Origin of the sequence: Streptomyces sp. V1I1 (assembly GCF_030817355.1) — a bacterium.
GTDB lineage: Bacteria > Actinomycetota > Actinomycetes > Streptomycetales > Streptomycetaceae > Streptomyces.
In genome coordinates, this window is record NZ_JAUSZH010000001.1 from 3,094,459 (window position 1) to 3,117,806 (window position 23,348).

Annotated in this window: 23 protein-coding genes and 1 pseudogene; 17 read left to right on the forward strand and 7 right to left on the reverse strand. The window is 70.9% G+C overall.

Annotated features, from left to right (window positions below; translation table 11 throughout):
• Positions 1 to 2: 2 nt before the first annotated feature.
• Positions 3 to 1,442, reverse strand: coding sequence for an NAD(P)H-quinone dehydrogenase (locus QFZ67_RS14395; protein WP_307661500.1), 1,440 nt, complete (start codon positions 1,440 to 1,442; stop codon positions 3 to 5).
• 163 nt (positions 1,443 to 1,605) lie between these two features.
• Here QFZ67_RS14395 and QFZ67_RS14400 point away from each other — a divergent pair, with 163 nt between their 5' ends.
• The 4 genes from QFZ67_RS14400 to QFZ67_RS14415 all read left to right on the forward strand — a co-directional run bounded on the left by QFZ67_RS14400 (position 1,606) and on the right by QFZ67_RS14415 (position 6,357).
• Positions 1,606 to 2,043 (forward strand): gamma-glutamylcyclotransferase, encoded by a 438-nt coding sequence (locus tag QFZ67_RS14400; protein ID WP_142214025.1) that lies wholly within the window; start codon positions 1,606 to 1,608, stop codon positions 2,041 to 2,043.
• A gap of 102 nt (positions 2,044 to 2,145) precedes the next feature.
• Complete coding sequence (locus QFZ67_RS14405) at positions 2,146 to 2,976, forward strand: purine-nucleoside phosphorylase (protein ID WP_373430041.1); 831 nt, start codon at positions 2,146 to 2,148, stop codon at positions 2,974 to 2,976.
• Positions 2,977 to 3,361: 385 nt separating this feature from the next.
• On the forward strand, positions 3,362 to 5,017 hold the full coding sequence (locus QFZ67_RS14410) for a phospho-sugar mutase (RefSeq protein ID WP_307661501.1): 1,656 nt from the start codon (positions 3,362 to 3,364) through the stop codon (positions 5,015 to 5,017).
• Between the two features lie 134 nt (positions 5,018 to 5,151).
• Positions 5,152 to 6,357 carry a hypothetical protein gene (locus QFZ67_RS14415; protein ID WP_307661502.1) on the forward strand — a complete coding sequence of 402 codons (1,206 nt, stop codon included), beginning with the start codon at positions 5,152 to 5,154 and terminating at the stop codon, positions 6,355 to 6,357.
• Positions 6,358 to 6,485: 128 nt separating this feature from the next.
• Here QFZ67_RS14415 and QFZ67_RS14420 read toward each other — a convergent pair whose 3' ends face one another.
• The gene (locus QFZ67_RS14420) at positions 6,486 to 7,121 is read right to left on the reverse strand and encodes a PH domain-containing protein (RefSeq protein ID WP_307661503.1); all 636 of its coding nucleotides are present in this window, start codon (positions 7,119 to 7,121) and stop codon (positions 6,486 to 6,488) included.
• Positions 7,122 to 7,258: 137 nt separating this feature from the next.
• Here QFZ67_RS14420 and deoC point away from each other — a divergent pair, with 137 nt between their 5' ends.
• From deoC to QFZ67_RS14435, 3 genes are read left to right on the forward strand one after another with little or no spacing between them, the layout of a single operon-like run.
• Positions 7,259 to 8,203: a deoxyribose-phosphate aldolase gene (deoC, locus tag QFZ67_RS14425; RefSeq protein WP_307661504.1), complete on the forward strand. Its 945-nt coding sequence runs from the start codon at positions 7,259 to 7,261 to the stop codon at positions 8,201 to 8,203.
• A complete protein-coding gene (locus tag QFZ67_RS14430) occupies positions 8,203 to 9,639 on the forward strand; it encodes an aldehyde dehydrogenase family protein (protein ID WP_307665845.1) in 1,437 nt (478 codons plus the stop codon). Before deoC ends, QFZ67_RS14430 begins: the two co-directional genes overlap by 1 nt.
• Positions 9,632 to 10,522 (forward strand): aldehyde dehydrogenase family protein, encoded by an 891-nt coding sequence (locus QFZ67_RS14435; protein WP_307661505.1) that lies wholly within the window; start codon positions 9,632 to 9,634, stop codon positions 10,520 to 10,522. Before QFZ67_RS14430 ends, QFZ67_RS14435 begins: the two co-directional genes overlap by 8 nt.
• 80 nt (positions 10,523 to 10,602) lie before the next feature.
• On the opposite strand, the gene QFZ67_RS14440 is transcribed toward QFZ67_RS14435, so the two are convergent.
• A complete protein-coding gene (locus QFZ67_RS14440; protein ID WP_307661506.1) occupies positions 10,603 to 11,004 on the reverse strand; it encodes a hypothetical protein in 402 nt (133 codons plus the stop codon).
• Between the two features lie 120 nt (positions 11,005 to 11,124).
• Between QFZ67_RS14440 and QFZ67_RS14445 the strand changes: the two genes are divergently transcribed.
• Positions 11,125 to 11,763, forward strand: coding sequence for an ATP-binding protein (locus QFZ67_RS14445; RefSeq protein WP_307661507.1), 639 nt, complete (start codon positions 11,125 to 11,127; stop codon positions 11,761 to 11,763).
• A 356-nt stretch (positions 11,764 to 12,119) separates the two neighbouring features.
• Here QFZ67_RS14445 and QFZ67_RS14450 read toward each other — a convergent pair whose 3' ends face one another.
• Positions 12,120 to 12,854 (reverse strand): SigE family RNA polymerase sigma factor, encoded by a 735-nt coding sequence (locus QFZ67_RS14450; RefSeq protein ID WP_307661508.1) that lies wholly within the window; start codon positions 12,852 to 12,854, stop codon positions 12,120 to 12,122.
• 262 nt (positions 12,855 to 13,116) lie between these two features.
• Here QFZ67_RS14450 and QFZ67_RS14455 point away from each other — a divergent pair, with 262 nt between their 5' ends.
• From QFZ67_RS14455 to QFZ67_RS14480, 6 genes are all read left to right on the forward strand, one after another.
• The gene (locus QFZ67_RS14455) at positions 13,117 to 13,434 is read left to right on the forward strand and encodes a hypothetical protein (protein ID WP_307661509.1); all 318 of its coding nucleotides are present in this window, start codon (positions 13,117 to 13,119) and stop codon (positions 13,432 to 13,434) included.
• Positions 13,435 to 13,564: 130 nt separating this feature from the next.
• Positions 13,565 to 14,242 carry a two-component system response regulator AfsQ1 gene (gene afsQ1, locus QFZ67_RS14460; RefSeq protein ID WP_175257369.1) on the forward strand — a complete coding sequence of 226 codons (678 nt, stop codon included), beginning with the start codon at positions 13,565 to 13,567 and terminating at the stop codon, positions 14,240 to 14,242.
• A 43-nt stretch (positions 14,243 to 14,285) separates the two neighbouring features.
• Positions 14,286 to 15,848, forward strand: coding sequence for a HAMP domain-containing sensor histidine kinase (locus QFZ67_RS14465; RefSeq protein WP_307661510.1), 1,563 nt, complete (start codon positions 14,286 to 14,288; stop codon positions 15,846 to 15,848).
• Positions 15,845 to 16,486, forward strand: coding sequence for a hypothetical protein (locus QFZ67_RS14470; protein WP_307661511.1), 642 nt, complete (start codon positions 15,845 to 15,847; stop codon positions 16,484 to 16,486). Before QFZ67_RS14465 ends, QFZ67_RS14470 begins: the two co-directional genes overlap by 4 nt.
• Positions 16,487 to 16,586: 100 nt before the next feature.
• The gene (locus QFZ67_RS14475) at positions 16,587 to 17,156 is read left to right on the forward strand and encodes a VanZ family protein (protein ID WP_307661512.1); all 570 of its coding nucleotides are present in this window, start codon (positions 16,587 to 16,589) and stop codon (positions 17,154 to 17,156) included.
• A gap of 94 nt (positions 17,157 to 17,250) precedes the next feature.
• Positions 17,251 to 17,451: a PspC domain-containing protein gene (locus tag QFZ67_RS14480; RefSeq protein WP_307661513.1), complete on the forward strand. Its 201-nt coding sequence runs from the start codon at positions 17,251 to 17,253 to the stop codon at positions 17,449 to 17,451.
• Positions 17,452 to 17,561: 110 nt separating this feature from the next.
• On the opposite strand, the gene QFZ67_RS14485 is transcribed toward QFZ67_RS14480, so the two are convergent.
• Complete coding sequence (locus QFZ67_RS14485; RefSeq protein WP_307661514.1) at positions 17,562 to 17,942, reverse strand: ATP-binding protein; 381 nt, start codon at positions 17,940 to 17,942, stop codon at positions 17,562 to 17,564.
• Between the two features lie 125 nt (positions 17,943 to 18,067).
• Positions 18,068 to 19,221 (reverse strand): annotated as a pseudogene (locus QFZ67_RS14490) (adenosine deaminase).
• Between the two features lie 295 nt (positions 19,222 to 19,516).
• Between QFZ67_RS14490 and QFZ67_RS14495 the strand changes: the two are divergent.
• The gene (locus QFZ67_RS14495) at positions 19,517 to 20,197 is read left to right on the forward strand and encodes an alpha/beta hydrolase (protein ID WP_373430222.1); all 681 of its coding nucleotides are present in this window, start codon (positions 19,517 to 19,519) and stop codon (positions 20,195 to 20,197) included.
• Between the two features lie 20 nt (positions 20,198 to 20,217).
• Here QFZ67_RS14495 and QFZ67_RS14500 read toward each other — a convergent pair whose 3' ends face one another.
• The gene (locus QFZ67_RS14500; RefSeq protein WP_307661516.1) at positions 20,218 to 21,171 is read right to left on the reverse strand and encodes a LysR family transcriptional regulator; all 954 of its coding nucleotides are present in this window, start codon (positions 21,169 to 21,171) and stop codon (positions 20,218 to 20,220) included.
• A 62-nt stretch (positions 21,172 to 21,233) separates the two neighbouring features.
• Between QFZ67_RS14500 and QFZ67_RS14505 the strand changes: the two genes are divergently transcribed.
• Both QFZ67_RS14505 and QFZ67_RS14510 read left to right on the forward strand, forming a co-directional pair.
• Positions 21,234 to 22,502: an MFS transporter gene (locus QFZ67_RS14505; protein ID WP_307661517.1), complete on the forward strand. Its 1,269-nt coding sequence runs from the start codon at positions 21,234 to 21,236 to the stop codon at positions 22,500 to 22,502.
• A 158-nt stretch (positions 22,503 to 22,660) separates the two neighbouring features.
• Positions 22,661 to 23,329, forward strand: coding sequence for a L,D-transpeptidase family protein (locus tag QFZ67_RS14510; RefSeq protein WP_307665846.1), 669 nt, complete (start codon positions 22,661 to 22,663; stop codon positions 23,327 to 23,329).
• Positions 23,330 to 23,348: the final 19 nt, after the last annotated feature.

Genomic DNA, 23,348 nt, shown 5'->3' on the forward strand with positions numbered 1-23,348 from the left:
CATCACGCCTCACCCGTCGTTTTCCGGCTCTGCAACTGCCGTGCCACCTCTGCGATCGACCCCGACAGAGACGGATACACGGTGAAAGCGTTTGCGATCTGCTCCACCGTCAGATTGTTGTCGACCGCGATCGAGACGGGATGGATCAGTTCGCTGGCACGCGGCGAGACGACCACGCCGCCGACCACGATCCCCGTACCCGGCCGGCAGAAGATCTTGACGAAGCCGTCCCGGATGCCCTGCATCTTCGCGCGCGGGTTGCGCAGCAGCGGCAGCTTGACCGACCGCGCGTCGATCTTGCCCGCGTCCACGTCCGCCTGGCTGTAGCCGACGGTCGCGATCTCCGGGTCGGTGAAGACGTTCGACGAGACGGTCTTGAGGTTCAGCGGCTGCACCGCGTCGCCCAGGAAGTGGTACATCGCGATACGGCCCTGCATGGCCGCGACCGAGGCGAGCGCGAAGACGCCGGTGACGTCGCCTGCGGCGTACACGCCGGGGGCGCTCGTACGGGAGACCTTGTCGGTCCAGATGTGACCCGAGTCCTTGAGCCGGACCCCGGCCTCCTCCAGGCCCATGCCCGCGGAGTTCGGGATCGCGCCGACCGCCATCAGGCAGTGCGAGCCGGAGATGACCCGGCCGTCGGAGAGCGTGACCTCGACCCGGTCGCCGGCGCGCTTGGCGGACTCGGCGCGGGAGCGGGCCATGACGTTCATGCCGCGGCGGCGGAAGACGTCCTCGAGGACGGCGGCGGCGTCCGGGTCCTCGCCGGGCAGCACGCGGTCGCGGGACGAGACGAGGGTGACCCGGGAGCCGAGCGCCTGGTACGCGCCGGCGAATTCCGCGCCCGTAACGCCGGAGCCGACCACGATGAGCTCCTCGGGGAGCTCGTTCAGGTCGTACACCTGCGTCCAGTTCAGAATCCGCTCTCCGTCGGGGAGGGCGTCCGGGATCTCGCGCGGGTGGCCGCCGGTCGCGATCAGCACGGCGTCGGCGATCAGCGTCTCCTCGGTGCCGTCCGCGGCGCGCACGACCACCTTGCGGGAGCCGTCCATCGCCTGCTGGCCCTCCAGCCGGCCGCGGCCGCGCAGCACGCGCGCGCCGGCCCGGGTGACGGAGGCGGTGATGTCGTGGGACTGGGCGAGGGCGAGCCGCTTCACCCGTCGGTTGACCTTGCCGAGGTCCACGCCGACCACGCGGGCCGCCTGCTCCAGTGGCGGGGTGTCGTCGGCCACGATGATGCCGAGCTCTTCGTAGGAGGAGTCGAAGGTCGTCATCACCTCGGCCGTGGCGATGAGGGTCTTCGACGGTACGCAGTCGGTCAGCACCGACGCCCCGCCGAGGCCGTCGCAGTCGACGACGGTCACCTCCGCGCCGAGCTGGGCGCCCACCAGGGCCGCCTCGTATCCGCCGGGTCCGCCGCCGATGATCACGATCCGGGTCACTGGGGTTACGCCTCGCGCTCTCGTTACGTTCTGCCGGGTTCGGGGGATGGCCCTTGGGACCGCAGTACGTCCCCCATTGTCCCGCACGGTTCAAGTGCCATCGCCCCGGGTCCCTCGATTGGTGAACGGCGACCACCCGTGCCCCTCCCGTACCCTCGATCCCATGTCGCTCTACGCCGCGTACGCCGGCAACCTCGACGCGCGGCTGATGTCCCGCCGCGCCCCGCACTCCCCGCTGCGCGGCACCGGCTGGCTCAACGGCTGGCGGCTGACCTTCGGCGGCGAGCAGATGGGCTGGGAGGGGGCGCTGGCCACGATCGTGGAGGCGCCGCGCTCGCAGGTCTTCGTCGCGCTGTACGACATCGCCCCGATGGACGAGGACTCGATGGACCGCTGGGAGGGCGTCGGCCTGGACATCTACCGGCGGATGCGGGTGCGGGTGGACACGCTGGACGGCGAGGAGCCGGCCTGGGTGTATGTGCTGAACGGGTACGAGGGCGGGCTGCCGTCGGCGCGGTATCTGGGGGAGCTTGCGGATGCGGCGGACTCGGCGGGGGCGCCGCACGACTATGTGATGGAGCTGCGGAAGCGGCCCTGCTAGTGCGTTCGACGCGCCGTTTGTCGGAAACGACAAGACAACGATCCAAAGACCGTGAGTTGCGTCATCTACGCGCGTAGGGAATGACCGGCTACCCTCGTCCGCGTGAACGCATCTGTGAATCCGGACCTCAACGGCGCTACCGCCGACCCCCACGCCGCGGCCGATGCCGCAGCCGCGCGCCTGCGTGAGCTGACCGGCACCGAGACGCATGACGTAGCCCTGGTGATGGGCTCCGGCTGGGCCCCGGCCGTCGACGCGCTCGGTACGCCCGAGGCCGAGTTCCCGGTCACCGAGCTGCCCGGCTTCCCGCCGCCGGCGGTCGAGGGCCATGGCGGCAAGATCCGCTCGTACCGGATCGGCGCGAAGCACGTGCTGGTCTTCCTGGGCCGTACCCACTACTACGAGGGCCGCGGTGTCGCCGCGGTCGCGCACGGGGTGCGCACGGCGATCGCCGCGGGCTGCAAGACCGTCGTCCTGACGAACGGCTGCGGCGGCCTGCGCGAGGGCATGCGGCCCGGCCAGCCGGTGCTGATCAGCGACCACATCAACCTGACGGCGACGTCGCCGATCGTCGGCGCGAACTTCGTGGACCTGACGGACCTGTACTCGCCGCGGCTGCGGGCACTGTGCAAGGAGATCGACGCGTCGCTGGAGGAGGGCGTGTACGTGCAGTTCCCCGGCCCGCACTACGAGACGCCGGCTGAGATCAACATGGTCCGCGTGCTGGGCGGCGACCTGGTGGGCATGTCCACGGTCCTCGAGGCGATCGCGGCGCGCGAGGCGGGCGCGGAGGTGCTGGGCATCTCCCTGGTCACGAACCTGGCGGCGGGCCTGTCGGGCGAGCCGCTGAACCACGAGGAAGTGCTGCAGGCGGGGCGGGACTCGGCGGCGCGGATGGGCGAGCTGCTGACGCGGGTACTGGACCGCATCTGACGGTGCGCTTGGTTTGGGGTGCGGGGGCCGTTGCGCGGGCGTTCGCGACGCGCGGGGTGCGGCGGCTCGGCCGGGGGCTTTTCCCCAATCCCGCCCCGTCCCGAACTGAGGCTCCGCCCCAGACCCCGTACGCCCTTCGGGCGTTGTCCTCAAACGCCGGACAGGCTTGATTTCCGCCCGGGCGAAAACCAGCCCCTCCGGCGATTGAGGAGCGGACTCGGACGCGAAATCCAGCCTCGTGGTGGGGTCCCCCCGGACGAAGTCTGGGGGAGTTTGAGGCGCGGGGTCTGGGGCGGAGCCCCGGTTACGGGAAGGGGCGGGGTGGGGGAACATCACCGCGCCCGAGAATGGTCGGGCGACGAACACACGAGAGGCGGACCAAACCGTGCAGCAGGACCTCATCGCGCGGGCCAGGGCATGGCAGGCCGAGGACCCGGACAGTGAGACCCGGGAGGAGCTCGGGAAGCTCATCGAGGCGCAGGATCTCGACGAGCTCGCCGTGCGGTTCGCCGGGACGCTGCAGTTCGGGACAGCCGGGCTGCGCGGGGAGCTCGGGGCCGGGCCCATGCGGATGAACCGGGCCGTCGTCATCCGCGCCGCCGCCGGGCTCGCCGCGTACCTGAAGGCGAAGGGGCAGGGCGACGGGCTCGTCGTGATCGGGTACGACGCCCGGTACAAGTCCGCCGACTTCGCGCTGGACACCGCCGCCGTCATGGTCGGCGCCGGCCTCCGCGCCGCCGTGCTGCCGCGCCCGCTGCCCACGCCCGTACTCGCCTTCGCCATAAGGAAGCTGGGCGCCGCCGCCGGCGTCGAGGTCACCGCCAGCCACAACCCCCCGCGCGACAACGGCTACAAGGTCTACCTCGGCGACGGCTCCCAGATCGTGCCGCCCGCCGACGCGGAGATCGCCGCCGGGATCGACGCGATCCGCAGCCTGGGCGACGTACCGCGTGCCGAGACCGGCTGGGACACCCTCGGTGACGAGGTCCTGGAGGCTTATCTGGAGCGTACGGACGCCGTGCTGACCCCCGGCTCCCCCCGTACCGCCCGCGTCGTCTACACCGCCATGCACGGCGTCGGCAAAGACGTACTGACCGCCGCCTTCGCCCGTGCCGGCTTCCCCGCGCCAACCCTCGTACAGGAGCAGGCCGAGCCCGACCCGGCCTTCCCGACCGTCGCGTTCCCCAACCCGGAGGAACCGGGGGCGATGGATCTAGCCTTCGAGACCGCCCGCCGGGTCCAGCCGGACATCGTCATCGCCAATGACCCCGACGCGGACCGCTGCGCCGTAGCCGTCCCCGCAGGCTCGGACTGGAAGATGCTCCGCGGCGACGAGGTCGGCGCGCTGCTCGCCGCGCACCTCGTCCACAAGGGGGTGTCTTCGCGGGACAAGAACAGCACCTTCGCCGAGTCCATCGTGTCCTCGTCCCTCCTCGGGCGGATCGCGGACGCGGCAGGACTCTCGTACGAGGAGACACTGACCGGCTTCAAGTGGATCGCCCGTGTGGAGGGCCTGCGGTACGGCTACGAGGAGGCGCTGGGCTACTGCGTCGACCCCGACGGCGTACGCGACAAGGACGGCATCACCGCGGCCCTCGTCGTGACCGAACTCGCCTCGGAGCTCAAGGAACGGGGCCGCACCCTCACCGATCTGCTCGACGACCTCGCCGTCGCGCACGGGCTCCATGCCACCGACCAGCTGTCGGTGCGGGTCGAGGACCTGAGCATCATCGCGAACGCGATGCGCGCGCTGCGCGAGCAGCCGCCGGCCGCGCTCGCCGGGCTGCGGGTCGCCGTCGCCGAGGACCTGAACCGGGGCACCGACAAGCTGCCGCCGACGGACGGCCTGCGGTACTACCTCGACGGCGAGTTCAATGCCCGCGTCATCGTCCGCCCGAGCGGCACCGAGCCGAAGCTCAAGTGCTACCTGGAGGTCGTCGTGCCGGTCGCGGACGCGAGCGAGCTGGCGTCCGCGCGGGAGCGGGCGACGGAGGTCCTGGAGGGGATCAAGCGGGACCTGGCGGCGGCAGCCGGTATCTGACCGCCCGTACGACCGCCCGTACGAGTGAATCTCGTACGGAGTCGAGGCAGCGGCAGCCGCTCCTTCGGACCGGCCGGGAAATGGTGGCCCGGTAGCGCACGCCGAGTGCACGCCGAGTCCCAGGAGCAGCCGCTGTGTCCCTCGCCGCGACCGTTCGAGCCACCGTCCCCGCCTCCCGTCGGCCGCCGGCCCCGGGAGGCGGTGGCCCGGCGGGCGTACGGGACGGGCTGACGCGGGCGCTGCGACGGGCCGCGCCGGCGCTGATCGGCTATCTCGCGGTGCGGCTGTTCGGGCTGCTGGTTCTCTCCAGGTGGTCGCATGTGCGGGGGCACGGCATCTGGCCGACGCTGGCCACGTCCTGGGACTCGCGCTGGTACCTGGAGATCGCCGACCAGGGGTACGACGACGCCCTCGGCACCCGTGTAAACGAAAACAACCTCGCCTTCTTCCCGCTCTATCCGGTGCTGGTGAAGGCCGTCGCCGGAGTCACGCCCGGCTCACGCGCGACGGTGGCGCTGCTGCTCGCCGTCGGGTTCTCGCTCGTCGCGGCGTGGGGCATCTTCGCGGTGGGCGACCGGCTGTACGGGCGACGGGTCGGGATCCTGCTCACCGTGTTGTGGGGCGTGATGCCCGTCGCGATGGTCCAGTGGATGGGCTACACCGAGTCGCTGTTCACGGCGCTCGCGGCGTGGGCGCTGTACGCGGTGCTGGCAGGGCGCTGGCTGTTGGCGGGTTCGCTCGCGACGCTGGCAGGGCTGACCAGACCGACGGGCATCGCGCTGGCGGCGGCGGTGTCGGTCGCAGCGCTGCTGGCCTGCCGCGGAGGGCGGGGCGGGCGCGGGGCGGCGCTTGCGGGGGCGCTGATCGCGCCGGCGGGGTGGCTGGCGTTCGTCGCGTGGGTGGGGCTGCGGGTGGGCCGTGTGGACGGCTACTTCCTCGTACAGAAGCTGTGGCGGAACGAGTGGGACGGCGGGGCGCGCACGCTGCGCGAATTGCGGCAGCTGCTCGTCTACATGACGCGTCCTCAGCTGTTCCTGGTGATCGTGTCGGTGGTGCTGATCGTGTCGGTCGGGCTGTATCTGCTCTGCATCGCCGAGCGGCAGCCGATCGCGCTGCTGGTCTTCACCGGCATGCTGCTGCTGGTCGTCCTCGGCAGCGGCGGCGTCTACTTCCCACGGGCCCGCTTTCTGCTGCCGGGCTTCCCGCTGTTGATGCCGGTCGCACGGGCGCTGGCGCGGGCGCGGCGTACGGCAGTGGTGGGGGTGGTGCTGGGAGCTGCGACGGTGTGGTCGGCGTGGCTGGGGGCGTACATGCTGCTGGTGTGGAAGGGCCCGCCGTGACCGGGACTGCGGTCACAGACGCCGACCGCGAGCTGGCCGACCGCGAACCGGCCGCCCGCGAGCCGATCGACCGCGAGCCGATGACCGTCAACCGATCGAACGTCAGCTGATCGAACGTCAGCCAGCCCTCAGCCAGTCGCCAGCAGCACCGTGAGCAGCACCGCCCCAGCCACCGCCGGCGCGACGATCTCGTACGCCCAGCGGATCTGCGGCTCACCCTGCGCACCCGACAGCGCGGCGTTGCGCTCGGCCAGTTCCCGCAGGTCCGCGACCGTCTGGTCGGCCTGAGCGACCCGCGCCTTGGAGTCGGTGACATCCGCGCTCACCGACGTCCGCCCGTGCGGGTCGTCCTGCGCATGCTGCATCTGTCGCCGTGCGGCCCGCTTGCGCTGTCGCAACGAGACCGGGATCGCCCACAACTGGTACTTCGTACCGTCCTGTGTGAACGCCTCGCTGGAGTACCCGGCCCGCACATCCGCGACCGCCGCCCAGGGCAGCGTGATCGTCCGGAAGGGGTTCCTGATCCGCAGCCGGTCGTTGTTGGCGAAGACCGCCGGCCGCAGTGTGTACGCCACCACAAGCGGGACGGTCAGCAGCGCCGCGGCGAGTGCCAGCCACGGCGTGCGCCCCTCGCCCCGGATCAACGCGTCCCCGCAGATCCACGTGATGAGCGCGAGCAGCAGCACTCCGCCCACCATCGCGCCGGGCGACCGGAAGGTCCGGTCGGCGTAGGTGGGCTCGGTGGGCTGCTGGGGACTGGTCATGGTTCCGATTCTGCCGTACGCCTCCGGCCGTGGTTCCCTGGCCTGGTGACACCTGCCGCCCACCCTCCTCCGGGCAACCTTCGCCCGGACCCCCCTGTACAGGTCGCTACGCGCGTAGATATGCTCCCCTTGTGACCATGCCCTCTGCACCCGCATTCGCTGACGTGACAGCGTCCGACAGCACACTGCGCCGCTTCCTCCACGGCCTGCCCGGCGTCGACGCCGTCGGCCTGGAGGCCCGCGCCGCAGGGCTGGGGACGCGTTCGATCAAGACCACGGCCAAGGCGTACGCCATCGATCTGGCCATCTCGATGATCGACCTGACGACGCTCGAAGGCGCGGACACCCCGGGCAAGGTCCGGGCGCTCGCCGCCAAGGCCGTCCATCCCGACCCGACCGACCGCACCACCCCGGCGACCGCCGCGGTCTGCGTCTACCCCGACATGGCGGCCGTCGCAGCCGAGGCCCTGAAGGGCTCCGGAGTCAAGGTCGCCTCCGTCGCCACCGCCTTCCCGGCCGGCCGCGCCGCGCTCGACGTGAAGCTCGCGGACACCCGCGACGCCGTCGCCGCCGGGGCCGACGAGATCGACATGGTGATCGACCGGGGAGCCTTCCTCTCGGGTCGATACTTGAAGGTGTACGAGGAGATCCGCGCCGTGAAGGAGGCCGCCGGCCCCGCCCGGCTGAAGGTCATCTTCGAGACCGGCGAACTCTCCACGTACGACAACATCCGCCGCGCCTCCTGGCTCGGCATGCTGGCCGGCGCGGACTTCATCAAGACCTCGACCGGCAAGGTCGCGGTCAACGCCACCCCGGCCAACACGCTCCTGATGCTGGAGGCCGTGCGCGACTTCCGCGCGCAGACCGGCATCCAGATCGGCGTGAAGCCCGCGGGCGGCATCCGCACCACCAAGGACGCCATCAAGTTCCTCGTCCTGGTCAACGAGACCGTCGGCGAGGACTGGCTGGACAACCACTGGTTCCGCTTCGGCGCGTCGAGCCTGCTGAACGACCTGCTGATGCAGCGTCAGAAGCTGGCGACCGGCCGCTACTCCGGCCCCGACTACGTGACGGTGGACTGATCACCATGGCTTTCGAGTACGCACCCGCCCCCGAATCGCGGTCGATCGTCGACATCGCGCCGTCGTACGGCCTCTTCATCGACGGCGAGTTCACCGACGCCGCGGACGGCAGGGTCTTCAAGACGGTCTCCCCGTCCACCGAGGAAGTCCTCTCCGAGGTCGCCCAGGCCGGCGCCGAGGACGTGGACCGCGCCGTGAAGGCGGCCCGCAAGGCGTTCGAGAAGTGGTCGGCGCTGCCCGGCACGGAGCGCGCCAAGTACCTGTTCCGCATCGCGCGGATCATCCAGGAGCGCTCGCGCGAGCTGGCCGTCCTGGAGACCCTCGACAACGGCAAGCCGATCAAGGAGACCCGCGACGCGGACCTCCCCCTCGTCGCCGCGCACTTCTTCTACTACGCGGGCTGGGCCGACAAGCTCGACCACGCCGGGTACGGATCCGACCCGCGCCCGCTCGGCGTCGCCGGCCAGGTCATCCCCTGGAACTTCCCGCTGCTGATGCTCGCGTGGAAGATCGCCCCGGCGCTCGCCACCGGCAACACCGTGGTGCTGAAGCCCGCCGAGACGACCCCGCTCTCCGCCCTCTTCTTCGCGGACATCTGCCGCCAGGCGGGACTGCCGAAGGGCGTCGTCAACATCCTTCCGGGATACGGCGAGACGGGCGCCGCGCTCGTCGAGCACCCCGACGTCAACAAGGTCGCCTTCACCGGCTCGACCGCCGTCGGCAAGGCCATCGCCCGCCAGATCGCCGGCACCGACAAGAAGGTCACCCTCGAACTGGGCGGCAAGGGCGCGAACATCGTCTTCGACGACGCCCCCATCGACCAGGCCGTCGAGGGCATCGTCTCCGGCATCTTCTTCAACCAGGGCCAGGTCTGCTGCGCGGGCTCACGCCTGCTGGTCCAGGAGTCGATCCAGGACGAGCTGCTCGACTCGCTCAAGCGCCGCCTCTCCACGCTGCGCCTCGGCGACCCGCTGGACAAGAACACCGACATCGGCGCGATCAACTCCGCCGAGCAGCTGGCCCGTATCAAGGCGCTGACCGAGACGGGCGAGGCGGAGGGCGCCGAGCGCTGGTCGCCGGCGTGCGAGCTGCCGAGTTCCGGCTACTGGTTCGCCCCGACGCTGTTCACGAATGTCACCCAGGCGCACAGGATCGCGCGCGACGAGATCTTCGGCCCGGTGCTGTCGGTGCTGACGTTCCGTACGCCGGACGAGGCGGTCGCCAAGGCCAACAACAGCCAGTACGGCCTGTCCGCCGGAATCTGGACGGAGAAGGGCTCCCGCATCCTCGCGGTCGCCGCCAAGCTCCGCGCGGGTGTGGTGTGGGCCAACACGTTCAACAAGTTCGACCCGACCTCGCCCTTCGGCGGCTACAAGGAGTCGGGCTTCGGCCGCGAGGGCGGCCGTCACGGTCTGGAGGCCTACCTCGATGTCTGACGTGTCTCGTCTTGGCGTCTTCAAGACCTACAAGCTGTACGTCGGGGGCAAGTTCCCCCGCTCCGAGAGCGGCCGGGTGTACGAGGTGACGGACTCAAAGGACAAGTGGCTGGCCAACGCCCCTCTCTCCTCCCGCAAGGACGCACGTGACGCGGTCGTCGCGGCCCGCAAGGCCTTCGGCGGCTGGTCGGGCGCGACCGCGTACAACCGCGGCCAGATCCTCTACCGCATCGCCGAGATGCTGGAGGGCCGTCGCGAGCAGTTCGTACGCGAAGTGGCGGACGCGGAGGGCCTGTCCAAGTCGAAGGCGGCCGCCGTCGTGGACGCGGCGATCGACCGCTGGGTCTGGTACGCGGGCTGGACGGACAAGATCGGCCAGGTCGTGGGCGGGGCGAACCCGGTCGCGGGCCCGTTCTTCAACCTCTCCACCCCCGAGCCTACGGGCGTGGTCACCGTCATCGCGCCCCAGGAGTCTTCCTTCCTGGGCCTGGTCTCGGTGCTCGCCCCGGTGATCGCCACGGGCAATACGGCGATCGTCGTCGCGAGCGAGAAGTCGCCGCTCCCGGCCCTCTCCCTCGGCGAGGTACTGGCCACGTCCGACCTCCCCGGCGGCGTGGTCAACGTCCTCTCGGGCCGGACCGCCGAGATCGCGACGCCGCTGGCCTCGCACCAGGACGTCAACGCCATCGACCTCACCGGTGCCGATGACGTACTGGCGAAGGAGCTGGAGATCGCGGCGGCGGACAACCTCAAGCGCGTCCTTCGTCCACAGGCTGTGGATTTCTCGGCCGACCCCGGCACCCACCGCCTGACGGCCTTCCTGGAGACCAAGACGGTCTGGCACCCGACGGGCTCGCTCGGCGCGTCCGGTTCGGCGTACTGACCCGCCCGGGCCGACCCGGCCCCATGGCTGAGCCCCCTGCCGTCCCGTCCGGCGGCAGGGGGCTCTCTTGTGCGCGCGGCTCAGCCCGGGAGCAGTGCCGTCGCCTGCCCGACCAGCGGCAGGTCCCGCAGCGCGCCGCCCTTGGCCACCGGGTCCGTCACCATCGCGGTGCTCACCGGCTTGAAGTCCGCGATCTGCGTGCCCACGGCGTTGTTCAGCGGATCGACGCCGGTGTTCGCCAGCGGGTCGAGCTGAAGGCGCTTGACCGGAGCCAGCGCGCCCGGCAGCGCGTGTTCGACCCCGGCAGGCACATTGAGGTCGTCCGCCGACTGCCCGGACGCCAGGGGTGCGCCCACCGGCGGCATGGGCGCCGCCTGCGCCGCCGCACCGCCCGCGCCGATGGCCGCACCCGCCGCGGCGACGGTCAGGCCGACGCGCAGCAGAGCGCGCCGCTGGTTGTTCGAAGCTGCATGACGAGCCATGGGATTCCTGCCTACGTGAGTAATCGTGTGAGTGCGCAGAGTAGTTGAGTTGGGACTCCCGATACCAACCGCTGCCCCGGGGGGTCCCCTGGCCGGGTCAATGCCGCACACTTGTCTCCCGTGAGTTCCCAACCCATCCCGACCCGCGTCGTCTTGCTCGCGGGCCCCTCAGGCTCCGGCAAGTCGTCCCTCGCCGCCCGCACCGGCCTGCCGGTACTGCGGCTCGACGACTTCTACAAAGAGGCCGGCGACCCGACGCTGCCGCTCGTCACGGGCAGCACGGACATCGACTGGGACTCCCCGGGGTCCTGGGACGCGGATGCGGCGGTGGCCGCGATCGTGGAGCTGTGCCGTACGGGACGTACGACCGTCCCCGTGTACGACATCGCCACGAGCGCACGCGTCGACACGGAGGCGTTCGACATCGACCGCACGCCGCTGTTCGTGGCGGAGGGCATCTTCGCGGCGGACATCGTCGAGCGCTGCCAGGAACTGGGCGTGCTGGCGGACGCACTGTGCCTGCGCGGCCGGCCGTCGACGACGTTCCGCCGCCGACTGGCCAGGGACCTGCGCGAGGGCCGCAAGTCGGTGGGCTTCCTGCTCCGCCGCGGCTGGCGCCTGATGCGCGCGGAACGCGGCATCGTGGCCCGCCAGACGAGTCTGGGAGCGCACCCCTGCGGCAAGGAGGAGGCCCTGGGCCGCCTGGCGGCGGCCGCGGGCCGCTGCCGAAGGTCGCCTGCGGCGCGGACGTTGGCGTAACGGGGGTCGTTCCCGCCCGCCCTTGATGGTGGGGTACGGGGCACCCCACGCCCCCGGTGGCGGCAGCTTCGCGACGCACGTTCACATTGCCCGGGCTTCCGCTGCGCGGGCCCCGTCGCCTCAACCGGGTCCGGTGGCCCCCCGGGCCGAACGGTGCGAGAGGCGCAAAAAATAAGCGCGGGGCCGGACAAGACCCCCCGGCCTGTCCGGTCCCGCTCGGTTTCCCCCGTGATCCCGTGGCCCCCGTGATCCCCCGTGACCCCGTGGTTCCCCCGTTCCCGCCGTCTCCCCCGAGACGGCGGCCCCCGTTCCCGCCGTCTCCCCCGAAACAGCGGCCCCGTTCCCCCCCGTTACCCTCAGGCCACCAGCTCGCCGAAGGACTCTTCCTCGTCACGGCCGAAGCTGAGGACCTCGTCCTCGCGCAGCCGACGGAGTGACCGCCAGATGCTCGACTTCACCGTGCCGACACTGATGTCCAGGATCTCCGCGATCTCCGGGTCGGTGCGGCCCTCGTAGTAGCGCAGGACCAGCATCGTCCGCTGGAGCTCGGGCAGCCTGGCCAGCGCCTGCCAGAGCACCGCACGCAGCTCCGTACCCCGCATCGCGTCGGTGTCGCTCGCCGTCTCCGGCAGCTCCTCCGTCGGGTACTCGTTGAGCTTGCGCCGGCGCCAGGCGCTGATGTGCAGGTTGGTCATGGTGCGGCGCAGATAGCCCCCGACCGCCGCCTTGTCGCTGATCCTGTCCCAGGCCCGGTACGTCGAGAACAGCGCGCTCTGCAGCAGATCCTCCGCCTCGAACCGGTCACCGGTCAGGTGGTACGCGGTCGCGTACAGGGAGGCGCGGCGCTCCTGCACGTAGGCGGTGAACTCCGCCTCCGAAAGGCTCGTCCGCTCCCCCGTTACCTCCCCGTACGCGGCCCCGCTGCCCCCCACAGGTGCGTCAACCACCGTCATGTACGACGGCTTGTGCTGACGCCCGGCGCCGCGAACGCACCCCCGCCCGTTCACGGCGCCGGACTTCTCCGTGCTCCTCACGACGTCGTGGAGACGCGTGACAACTGCGCTTGAGTTGGTGCTGTGCAGTGCGTTCATCTCGCGCCCCCCGTCGAGTGGAGTCAGCTTCTGTCCGTGTGCCAAGAAGCTTGCCCCGGCAGTTTCATGGCGTTGTCCGTCGACTGTCACAGACCTGTCACAGGGCCCTGCAGACGCTCAACTGCACCGTGACACCGCACGGATTGGCGAATCGTCGAAGCCCTGACCGCCTTGGTGCGGTGGCGCTATCGTCGACTCTTCAAACGGCCGTCACCCCTGGTCCGCCATGAGGTCACGGCGTGGGGCGAGACGGGGGATCGTCATGCAGCGGCTCAACCATCTTGTGATCGTCGTACCCGGCATCGGTGGCAGCGTTCTGCAGACGCCCAGTGGTGCGGCCCGCTGGAACGAACAGCGGAGGCGGCTCCTGCACGCGGCCATGCGACCGGGCCGCCTCGCACTGGACGCGGAGCCGGCCCTGGTCCCGGTCGACCTCATTCCGGACATCCGGCTCGTGGGCCCCTTCGTCGTACCGGGCTACGCGGACCTGGTCAGGAAGATCCGCAACAACTTCGCTGTACCGTCGGCCGCCCAACGGTCCGCCTCGCCGCACGGCAGCCCCGGGGTCCAAGTCTTCTGACGGAACCCTCCGGTAAAGCCCTCTCCGACCCGTCCCGAAAGCGCTCGAAACGCCTCTCACAAGCGGAGGAGTCGTGTGAGAGGGCCCCAACGGTCGAACTCCGGCACCCCAATGGGCCAGAATGACCTCCGTGCCTTTCCTGTTGCTGATCGAGGACGACGACGCCATCCGCACGGCCCTCGAACTCTCGCTGTCACGCCAGGGCCACCGAGTGGCCACCGCGGCGACGGGCGAGGACGGCCTGAAGCTGCTGCGCGAGCAGCGGCCGGACCTGATCGTGCTGGATGTGATGCTGCCCGGGATCGACGGTTTCGAGGTGTGCCGGCGGATCAGGCGGACCGACCAGCTGCCGATCATCCTGCTGACCGCGCGCAGCGACGACATCGATGTGGTCGTGGGTCTTGAGTCCGGCGCGGACGACTATGTCGTCAAGCCCGTGCAGGGCCGTGTGCTGGACGCCCGGATCCGCGCGGTGCTGCGGCGCGGAGAGCGGGAGTCCACCGACTCGGCGACCTTCGGCTCGCTGGTGATCGACCGCTCCGCGATGACGGTCACCAAGAACGGCGAGGACCTGCAGCTGACGCCGACCGAGCTGCGGCTGCTGCTGGAGCTGAGCCGCAGGCCCGGGCAGGCCCTGTCGCGGCAGCAGCTGCTGCGGCTGGTGTGGGAGCACGACTACCTCGGCGACTCACGGCTGGTCGACGCGTGTGTGCAGCGGCTGCGGGCGAAGGTGGAGGACGTGCCGTCCTCACCGACCCTGATCCGTACAGTGCGTGGCGTGGGCTACCGGCTGGACGTCCCGCAGTGAGACATGTGCACACGGTGACGGCCCACAGGAACGGAACCCCTCGGTGAGCGGTGCCGCAAAGCGCGCGATCCTCGCCGGACTTCGCTGGACGAGCCTGCGGCTGCGTCTCGTCGTCGTCTTCGCCCTGGTCGCGCTGACCGCCGCCGTGTCCGCGTCGGGCATCGCGTACTGGCTCAACCGCGAAGCCGTGCTGACCCGTACGCAGGACTCGGCGCTGCGGGACTTCCGCCAGGAGATGCAGAACCGGGCCGCCGCGCTGCCGCTGCGGCCCACGCAGAACGAGCTGCAGAAGGCCGCCGAGCAGATGGCCGGCGGCAACTCCGGCTACAGCGTGCTGCTCATCGGCGAGCGGGCCGAGGGCAAGCCGATCGTCGGCGCATCGGACCCGGACAGCTTCACGCTCGACGACGTGCCGGACAAGCTGCGGGAGGCGGTGAACGAGCGGCAGGGCGTCGGCGCGGGCAACTCCGTTCCGTACCACCTCTACTGGCAGCGCACCCAGCGCGGCAGCAAGCCCTATCTGGTCGGCGGCACGCGGATCATCGGCGGCGGTCCGACCGGCTATCTGTTCAAGTCGCTGGACCAGGAGCGCCAGGACCTCAACTCGCTCGCCTGGTCGCTGGGGATCGCCACCGCGCTCGCGCTCGTCGGCTCCGCGCTGCTCGCGCAGGCCGCGGCCACCACCGTGCTCAAGCCCGTGCACCGCCTCGGCGAGGCGGCCCGCCGGCTCGGCGAGGGCAAGCTCGACACCCGGCTGCGGGTTTCCGGCACGGACGAACTCGCCGAGCTGGCAAGGACGTTCAACAAGACGGCGGAGTCGCTGGAGAAGAAGGTCGCGGACATGAGCGCGCGGGAGGAGTCCAGCCGTCGCTTCGTCGCCGACATGTCGCACGAGCTGCGCACCCCGCTGACCGCGCTCACCGCCGTCACCGAGGTGCTGGAGGACGAGGCCGACAGCCTCGACCCGATGATCGCGCCCGCGGTGAACCTGGTGGTGAGCGAGACCCGGAGGCTCGGCGACCTCGTCGAGAATCTGATGGAGGTCACCCGCTTCGACGCGGGCACCGCCAGGCTCGTAGTGGACACGGTCGACGTCGCCGACCAGGTCACCGCCTGCATCGACGCACGTGCCTGGCTGGACGCGGTGGAGCTGGACGCCGAGCGCGGGATCATGGCCCAGCTCGATCCGCGCCGGCTCGACGTGATTCTGGCGAATCTGATCGGCAACGCACTCAAGCACGGCGGTTCGCCGGTACGGGTGTCGGTGCGGCCGGTCGACCACGAGCTGCTGATCGAGGTACGGGACCACGGGCCCGGCATCCCCGAGGACGTACTGCCGCATGTCTTCGACCGGTTCTACAAGGCGAGCGCCTCGCGGCCGCGCTCCGAGGGCAGCGGTCTGGGGCTGTCGATCGCGATGGAGAACGCGCACATCCACGGCGGCGACATCATCGCGGCGAACTCCGCGGACGGCGACGGCGCGGTGTTCGTACTGCGGCTGCCGCGCGACGCCTCGTCGCTGAAGGACTGCGACGGGCACGACGACGCGGATGCGGACGATGGCGAAGAGCGCAACCGCGATCGGGGAGAGGGAGACGCGCAGTGACGCCGAACGGCCGTAGCCGCACCCGTGCCCGTGCCCGGCGGACAGCAGCCACTCTTGCCGTACTCATCACAGCCGTCGTGCTCGGCGGCTGCGGTATCAGGCCCACCCAGGTGCCGGTCGACGCGGGCCCCGCGCCCTCGCGGGTGCCCTGTGAGGTGACCGGCGAGAACGTAACCCCGCAGGCGCAGCCGCAGGGCGTCCCGGTCCGCGTCTACCTGGTCTGCGCATCGCAGCTGGAGTCCGTGGACCGTACGGTCCAGATCCCCGAGGGGAAGGCCGTCGACAGCCGCGTACAGGTCGCGCAGGCGCTCCTCGACGAGCTCCGGGAGGAGCCGTCGTCGCCGGAGCACGAGGCCGGCTTCGCAACGTACGTACGCGGGCCGCTGACGCTGAGCGGGCCGCGCGAGGGCGATCCCGCGGGCACGCTGCGGCTGAGCCGTCAGCCGGAGGACCTTCCGACGGCGGCGCTCGCCCAGATCGTCTGCACCTTCGCGGAGAGCAGGACGGCCGCCACGGACGGCACGGTGCTGCTGGGCGGGCCCGGGGAGTACGCGCCGCGGGGGTACCAGTGTTCCGCCGGGACCAAGGAGCGGCCCGAAGAGGCCGTGCCGACCCTCGGCCCGCTCCCCTCGTCGTAGGCGTCGTAGTTCACCCCGTCGTAGGCCTCCCCCTGGGCCGGCCGGGTTCCTCTTGGCACCGCGCGGAACCGATTCGCGCGCAGCATGCGTCTTGGGGGGCGTGCAGCGTCAAGGTCCGGCCGGCAGTGCCGCCATCCGCTTCCGCGCGGCGGGGGTCATCCTCCTCCTCGCGCATCTGCTGCTCGTCGCATGGCTGACGCTGCGCCCACTGGACGTGGTGTGGGTGACGGCCACGAATCTCGAGCCGCTCGCCGGGATAAAGGCGGATCTGGCGCTGGGTTCCGTTCAGGCCGCGCGCCGGATAGGCGAAGGACTGCTGCTGCTGGCCCCTCTCGGCATTCTGCTGCCGATGGCGGGCGGCCGGCTCACCGTCTCTCCCCTGGCCTCGCTGGCCCGCACGATCGCGGCCGGAGCCCTGCTGTCGCTCGGCATCGAGCTACTGCAGACCGGGGTGCCCGGCCGGGTGCTCGACGTGGACTCGCTGCTGCTGAACACGGCCGGGGTGGCCCTGGCCCATCTGGTGGTGGTGCCCGCGGGCCGGGTCCGCCTCCGTCGCAGGCAGGAGCGGGTGGCCGCGGGCTCCTCCCGGCAGCGCCGCGGGGCCCTGCTGCGGGATGAGGCGCCTCAGGGGGCTACCCCGACGATTCCCAGGGTCGGGATCGCACCGTAGAGCGACGCTTTGACCCCCTTCGCTCGGCCACCATGGAGTCATCGGGAGCACGACGGAGCTGCTCCCACGAACGGTTCTCGCGAAGGAGCCCACCATGGCCGCACTTGCCCGCCCCCGAGACGGACGCATGATCGGTGGAGTGTGCGCAGCGCTGGCTCGGCGCTTCGGCACCTCCGCGACCACGATGCGTGTGATCTTCGTGCTCTCGTGTCTGCTGCCCGGGCCGCAGTTCCTGCTCTACCTGGCGCTGTGGCTGCTGCTGCCGTCGGAGAAGACCGCCGGCACCGCCTGGTAGTTCACCGCCTGGCAGTTCACCGCCTGGCAGTACCTCCTGGCACCAGCAAAGTGGGGCGCACACCCGAATCGGGTGTGCGCCCCACACTTGTTGGCGTACGTCAGCCGACGTCAGCCGAGGCCGGGCAGACCACCAGGCAGACCGGCGGGCAGACCACCGGCCGCGCCGCCGACCGGGAGGCCGCCGAGCAGACCGGAGACCGGGTCGGCATGGTCGGTCGTCGGCAGCCCCTTGGCGGCGGCCTCCTGGACGGCGGCCGGCAGCGTGGTCGCGCTGCCGATGAGCGCCTGCTGACCGCCCGCCAGCGACTCGGGGGCGGCCGGGAGCTTCGTGACAGCCTCCTGGACCGGCAGGATGCTGGTGACCGTGTCCAGCGAGGCGGCGGAGTCGGGGAGTGCGGTCGGCGCGGCGGAGGCAGTGCCCGCGGCGGCGGCAGCGAAGGCGGCGCCGAGAGCGGCGATGCCGAGAGTCTTGGCAGCAGACTGCTTCATCAGTGATGAGTCCTTGGGACGGGAATATTGAGCGGCTATGCAAGCTAGCCAGCCCCGCGCAGCGGCCGCAAACACCACGAAGCGGCCGAGTGTTGACGATCCCGGCCGCTCCGGCGCATCGGCGATCAGCTCTCGCCGAAGGAAGAATCGCTGGTCGTGGCGGTCTGCCGAAACAGCCATTCGGATTTCAATTCGGCGTATCCCGGCTTGATCACGTCATTGATCATCGCCAGTCGTTCATCGAAAGGAATGAACGCCGACTTCATCGCATTGACGGTGAACCACTGCATGTCGTCGAGCGTGTATCCGAAGGTCTCGGTCAGCAGCTCGAACTCGCGGCTCATGCTGGTGCCACTCATCAGCCGGTTGTCGGTGTTGACCGTGGCCCTGAAGTGCAGTCTGCGCAGCAGCCGATGGGGTGTTCGGCGTACGAGGCGGCAGCCCCGGTCTGCAGATTGGAGGTCGGGCAGAGCTCCAGCGGGATGCGCTTGTCCCGTACGTACGCGGCGAGCCGCCCGAGCCTCACGCTGCCGTCGTCGGCGACCTCGATGTCGTCGATGATCCGCACCCCGTGCCCGAGGCGGTCCGCGCCGCACCACTGGAGCGCCTGCCAGATGGACGGCAGCCCGAAGGCCTCGCCCGCGTGAATCGTGAAGTGGTTGTTCTCCCTCTTCATGTACTCGAAGGCGTCGAGGTGGCGGGTGGGCGGGTAGCCCGCCTCGGCGCCGGCGATGTCGAAGCCGACGACGCCCGAGTCGCGGTAGCGGTTGGCGAGTTCGGCGATCTCCAGCGCGCGGGCGGCGTGCCGCATCGCGGTCAGCAGGGCGCCGACGCGGATGCGGTGGCCGCTAGCGCGGGCCAGCCGCTCACCCTCGCGGAAGCCCTCGTTGACGGCTTCGACGACCTCCTCGAGCGTGAGTCCCGCCTCCAGGTGCTGCTCGGGGGCGTACCGCACCTCGGCGTAGACGACGCCGTCCTCGGCGAGGTCCTCCGCGCACTCGGCGGCTACCCGGAAGAGGGCGTCACGGGTCTGCATGACGGCGCAGGTGTGCGCGAAGGTCTCCAGGTAGCGCTCCAGCGAGCCGGAGTCGGCGGCCTCGTGGAACCAGATTCCGAGCTTGTCGGGCTCGTGCTCGGGAAGCGATTCATAGCCCGTTTCGCGGGCGAGTTCGATGATCGTGCCCGGACGCAGCCCGCCGTCGAGGTGGTCGTGGAGGAGCACCTTCGGAGCGCGGCGGATCTGGTCCGCGGTGGGCGTGTTGAGGGTCTGGCTCGTCATCTGCGCACTCTAGCCCCTACGCGCGTAGAGAGCGCCCCCTCACACCCCCCGTCGATACGTAACAGTGACCGTGCGGACGGGTGGAGTACACCTGCACTTCTGAGACTGTTCTGCCATGGCACACCACGCACTGCCCCTGTGGTGGGGGCGTCCGGCCGAGACGGCCGGAGGAGCGGACACCCGCCGCGAGGCGACCGTGACAAGGGGAGCGCGAGGGAGTCGGACGCCACCGTGCGCCCGTCTCGGCCGCGCGGCCGGCGGACGCGCGCTGGGAGCCGACTCCGCCGTGGGCGGGGTGGTGCTGATCCTGCCGGACGGCGAGCCGGAGTCGGCACGCAAGCCCTCAGCACTGTCGTACGCTGCGGCGCTGCCGCTCGGCCGCACGCTGGCCAGGGCGGGCCGCGCGGACGGCCTGTTCGTGCACACGGTCCGCTACCGCTGCCGCGGCTGGAACGGCCCGGACGCGCACCTCGCGGCGGACGCCACCTGGGCGGTGGAGGAGGTCGTACGCCGCTACGGCGACGTCCCCGTCTGCCTCGCGGGCCACGGCATGGGGGGCCGCGCGGCACTCCACGCGGCGGGCCACCCGGCGGTCAACTCCGTACTGGCGCTGGCGCCTTGGCTGCCGGAGGACGATGTGGCCGCCGCCCCGGAGCCGGTGAAGCAGCTGGCGGGACGCCAGGTCCTGATCGTGCACGGCACGAACGACGCGCGTACGGACCCGGAGCTTTCCTACCGGCTGGCGGAGCGAGCCAAGAAGGCGAACCGCGACATCTGCCGCTTCGAGGTCCACTCGGACGGCCACGCACTGCGCGAACACCAGGGCGAAGTCCAGGCCCTGGCGTCGGACTTCGTCCTGGGTGCGCTGTTCACGCGTGCCTACGCCCGCCCGGTGGCGGACGCGCTCGCCGCCCCGCCGCCGCTGGGTCTGCGGATGCCGCTGGCGGGAGGATTCGGGCGGTCGCTGCGACGGTAGACGCTGCGGCGGCAGGCGGGTCAGTCCGGCAGCAGGTGGCCCCGGCGTGACAGCAGGAACCGCTTGAACTCCGCCACCGGGGCCGTGTCCGGATGACCGTCCAGCCAGGCGACGCCGATTTCGCGGACCGCGCGGGGGGCCGTCACCGTCAGTTCGACGACGCCCGGGCGCGCCACCGCCGGGGGCGGGAGCAGCGCCACGCCCAGGCCCGCCGCGACCAGGCCGCGCAGGGTTTCCGCCTCCTCGCCCTCGAAGGCAACGCGAGGCGTGAAGCCCGCCTCCGCGCACAGGTCGTCGGTGATCCGCCGCAGGCCGTAGCCGGGTTCGAGGGTGACGAAGGTTTCGTCGGCCGCCTCGGCGAGGCGGATCCGCTTGCGGGCGGCGAGGCGGTGGTCGTCCGGCACGACGAGGCGCAGCCGTTGCTCGTCCAGGCGGCGGGCGACCAGGTCGGGCGCGTCCGGGACCGGGGAGGTCAAACAGAGGTCGAGGTCGCCGGCGCGCAGGCGCTCGATCATGGCCTCGCCGTAGTTCTGGACGAGGGTGAAGCGGATACGCGGATGGTCCGCCCGGAAAGCCCGGATCAGTCCCGGCACGGTCTCCGAGCCCATCGTGTGCAGAAAGCCGAAGGCCACCTTCCCCGCTGCCGGATCCGCGTCCGCCTGCACCGACTCCGCCGCCCGCTCCACCTCCGCGAGCGCCCGCTCCACGGAGGTGAGGAAGGTCCGGCCGGCCGGTGTCAGCGACACCGTACGGCCCTTGCGGGCGAACAGCACGACCCCCAGATCCTCCTCGAGCCGCACGATCGCCCGCGACAGCGTCGACTGCGGGACGCCCATCTCCTGCGCCGCACGGGTCACATGCTCCTGGCGGGCCACTCCGGCGAAGTACGCCAGGCGCGGAGCGAGCAGCAGCGTGATGTCTTCTTCGTAACTGCTCGGTGACAGCCGCGGCTGTGAGCTGTGTTGATGCACCATGGGAACGATTATCGCCATTCCATGCATTGGACGCATGAAATACCAAGGCTTACGTTCGATGCATGCCTCCTGCCAGTACCAAGGCGCCCGCCACCGCTGTGGGCGCCGACTCCGACCATCGCCTCACCCCTTCCTCCCCCGGCTACCGCCGCATGAGCTTCGCGCTCTTCGCCGCCGGTGTCGCCACCTTCGCCCTCCTCTACTCCACGCAGGCGCTGCTGCCCGCCGTCTCCGCCGACTTCGGCGTGACCGCGAGCGCCGCCAGCTGGACGGTCTCCGCCGCGACGGGCGCGCTGGCCCTGTGCGTACTGCCGATGAGCGCCCTGTCCGAGCGGTACGGGCGACGCACCGTGATGACCGCCTCGCTCGCGGTCGCCGTCGCGGTCGGGCTGCTGGTGCCGTTCGCGCCGAGCCTGGAGTGGCTGGTGGCGCTGCGCGCCGTGCAGGGCGCTGCGCTCGCCGGGCTGCCGGCGTCGGCGATGGCATACCTCGCGGAGGAGGTGCGGCCCAAGGCGCTGATCGCCGCGATCGGCCTGTTCGTGGCGGGCAACAGCATCGGCGGCATGAGCGGCCGGATCGTCACCGGCTGGGTGGCCCAGCTGTGGGGCTGGCGCGCGGCGCTCGCCGCGGTCGGCCTGATGGCAGTGGTGTGCGCGCTGGTCTTCCGCGCGATGCTCCCCAAGGCCCGTCATTTCACGCCCGGTTCGCTGAACCCGCGCGCCCTGGCGAAGACCGTACGCGGCCATCTCGCCGACCCGCTGCTGCTGCGGCTGTACGCGATCGGCGCACTGTTCATGACCGTCTTCGGCGCGGTCTACACGGTGATCGGCTACCGGCTGGTCGAGGCCCCCTTCAGCCTCCCCCAGGGCATCGTCGGCTCGATCTTCCTGGTCTACCTGGTCGGCACGGTCTCCTCCGCCGCGGCCGGCAGGCTCGTCGCCCGCCTCGGCCGCCGTGGCGCGCTGTACCTCGCGGTCACCACCACCGCGGCCGGCCTGCTGCTGTCGCTGGCACAGTCGCTGCCCGCAGTACTGCTCGGCCTGGTGCTGATCACCGCGGGCTTCTTCGCCGGCCACGCGGTCGCCTCGTCCTCGGTGAGCCGTACGGCCAAGACGGGCCGCGCCCAGGCGTCGGCGCTCTACCAGTCGGCGTACTACCTCGGCAGCAGCGCGGGCGGCACGCTCGGCGCGGTCGCCTTCCACTCCGGCGGCTGGGCGGGCACGGTCGTGCTGGGCCTGCTCGCGGTCCTCGGCGTCGTATCGATCACGCTGTACGGGACGCGGGTGGCCAGGGCCGAGCACCGGCTGGTCCTGGCGGCGGCCCGCCACTGAGATTCCGCACCGAATCCGTGCAACTCCTGCTCCCCGACGAGCGTCAAACACTGAGCGATCGCAATCGCGTAGTGCACAAAGGGGAGTTGGTGGCTGTGACAGACACAGGCGGGACACAAGGAACAAGACGGACGCGCGGCATACGTGGGCGGGCGGGCATCGTGCTCGGACTGACCGGCCTGGTGGTCCCGCTGACCGTGGCACTGGGCAGCGGGACCGCGCACGCCGCGTCGTGCACGACGTCCACGGGGCCGTACCAGAAGCAGGTCGAGAAGTTCCTGGGACGCCCGGTGGACGGAAAGCAGTCGGCTGCCGACTGCAAGGCCATCCGCGCCTTCCAGGCCAAGCACGGCATAACCCCGACCATCGGCTACGCGGGGCCGGTGACCTGGCGCACCATGAACACGATGCTCGCGCAGCGGGCAGCCGGAAAGACCCCGAACAAGGCGGGCAAGTGCCCGACCAACAAGGGCCGTATCGCCTGCGTCGACCTGACCCGCCAGCTGACCTGGATCCAGGACGGCAAGCACCTCAAATACGGCCCGGTGCCGGTGCGTACGGGCAAGAACGGCACCGAGACCCGGACCGGCGCGAAGAAGATCTACTGGCGCAGCATCAACCACTGGTCGACCCTCTACAACGTGCGGATGCCGTATTCGCAGTTCTTCGACCGCGGCCAGGCCTTCCACTCCACCACGAAGTCGATGTACAACCCGCCCGGCTCCGGCGGTTGCGTCAATATGCGCCCCGCGGACGCGAAGGCATACTGGAATCTGCTGAAGAACGGCGACGACGTCTACGTCTACGGGCGCAAGCCCGGAACCTGATCCGCATTGTCAGTCCCCT

Coding starts and splice junctions, on each gene's coding strand:
- QFZ67_RS14400 (WP_142214025.1), top strand. CDS start 1,606: ATGTCGCTCTACGCCGCGTACGCCGGCAACCTCGACGCGCGGCTGATG.
- QFZ67_RS14420 (WP_307661503.1), bottom strand. CDS start 7,121: ATGACCAGTCCCCAGCAGCCCACCGAGCCCACCTACGCCGACCGGACC.
- deoC (WP_307661504.1), top strand. CDS start 7,259: ATGCCCTCTGCACCCGCATTCGCTGACGTGACAGCGTCCGACAGCACA.
- QFZ67_RS14435 (WP_307661505.1), top strand. CDS start 9,632: ATGTCTGACGTGTCTCGTCTTGGCGTCTTCAAGACCTACAAGCTGTAC.
- QFZ67_RS14440 (WP_307661506.1), bottom strand. CDS start 11,004: ATGGCTCGTCATGCAGCTTCGAACAACCAGCGGCGCGCTCTGCTGCGC.
- QFZ67_RS14450 (WP_307661508.1), bottom strand. CDS start 12,854: ATGAACGCACTGCACAGCACCAACTCAAGCGCAGTTGTCACGCGTCTC.
- QFZ67_RS14455 (WP_307661509.1), top strand. CDS start 13,117: ATGCAGCGGCTCAACCATCTTGTGATCGTCGTACCCGGCATCGGTGGC.
- QFZ67_RS14480 (WP_307661513.1), top strand. CDS start 17,251: ATGGCCGCACTTGCCCGCCCCCGAGACGGACGCATGATCGGTGGAGTG.
- QFZ67_RS14485 (WP_307661514.1), bottom strand. CDS start 17,942: ATGAAGCAGTCTGCTGCCAAGACTCTCGGCATCGCCGCTCTCGGCGCC.
- QFZ67_RS14500 (WP_307661516.1), bottom strand. CDS start 21,171: ATGGTGCATCAACACAGCTCACAGCCGCGGCTGTCACCGAGCAGTTAC.
- QFZ67_RS14505 (WP_307661517.1), top strand. CDS start 21,234: ATGCCTCCTGCCAGTACCAAGGCGCCCGCCACCGCTGTGGGCGCCGAC.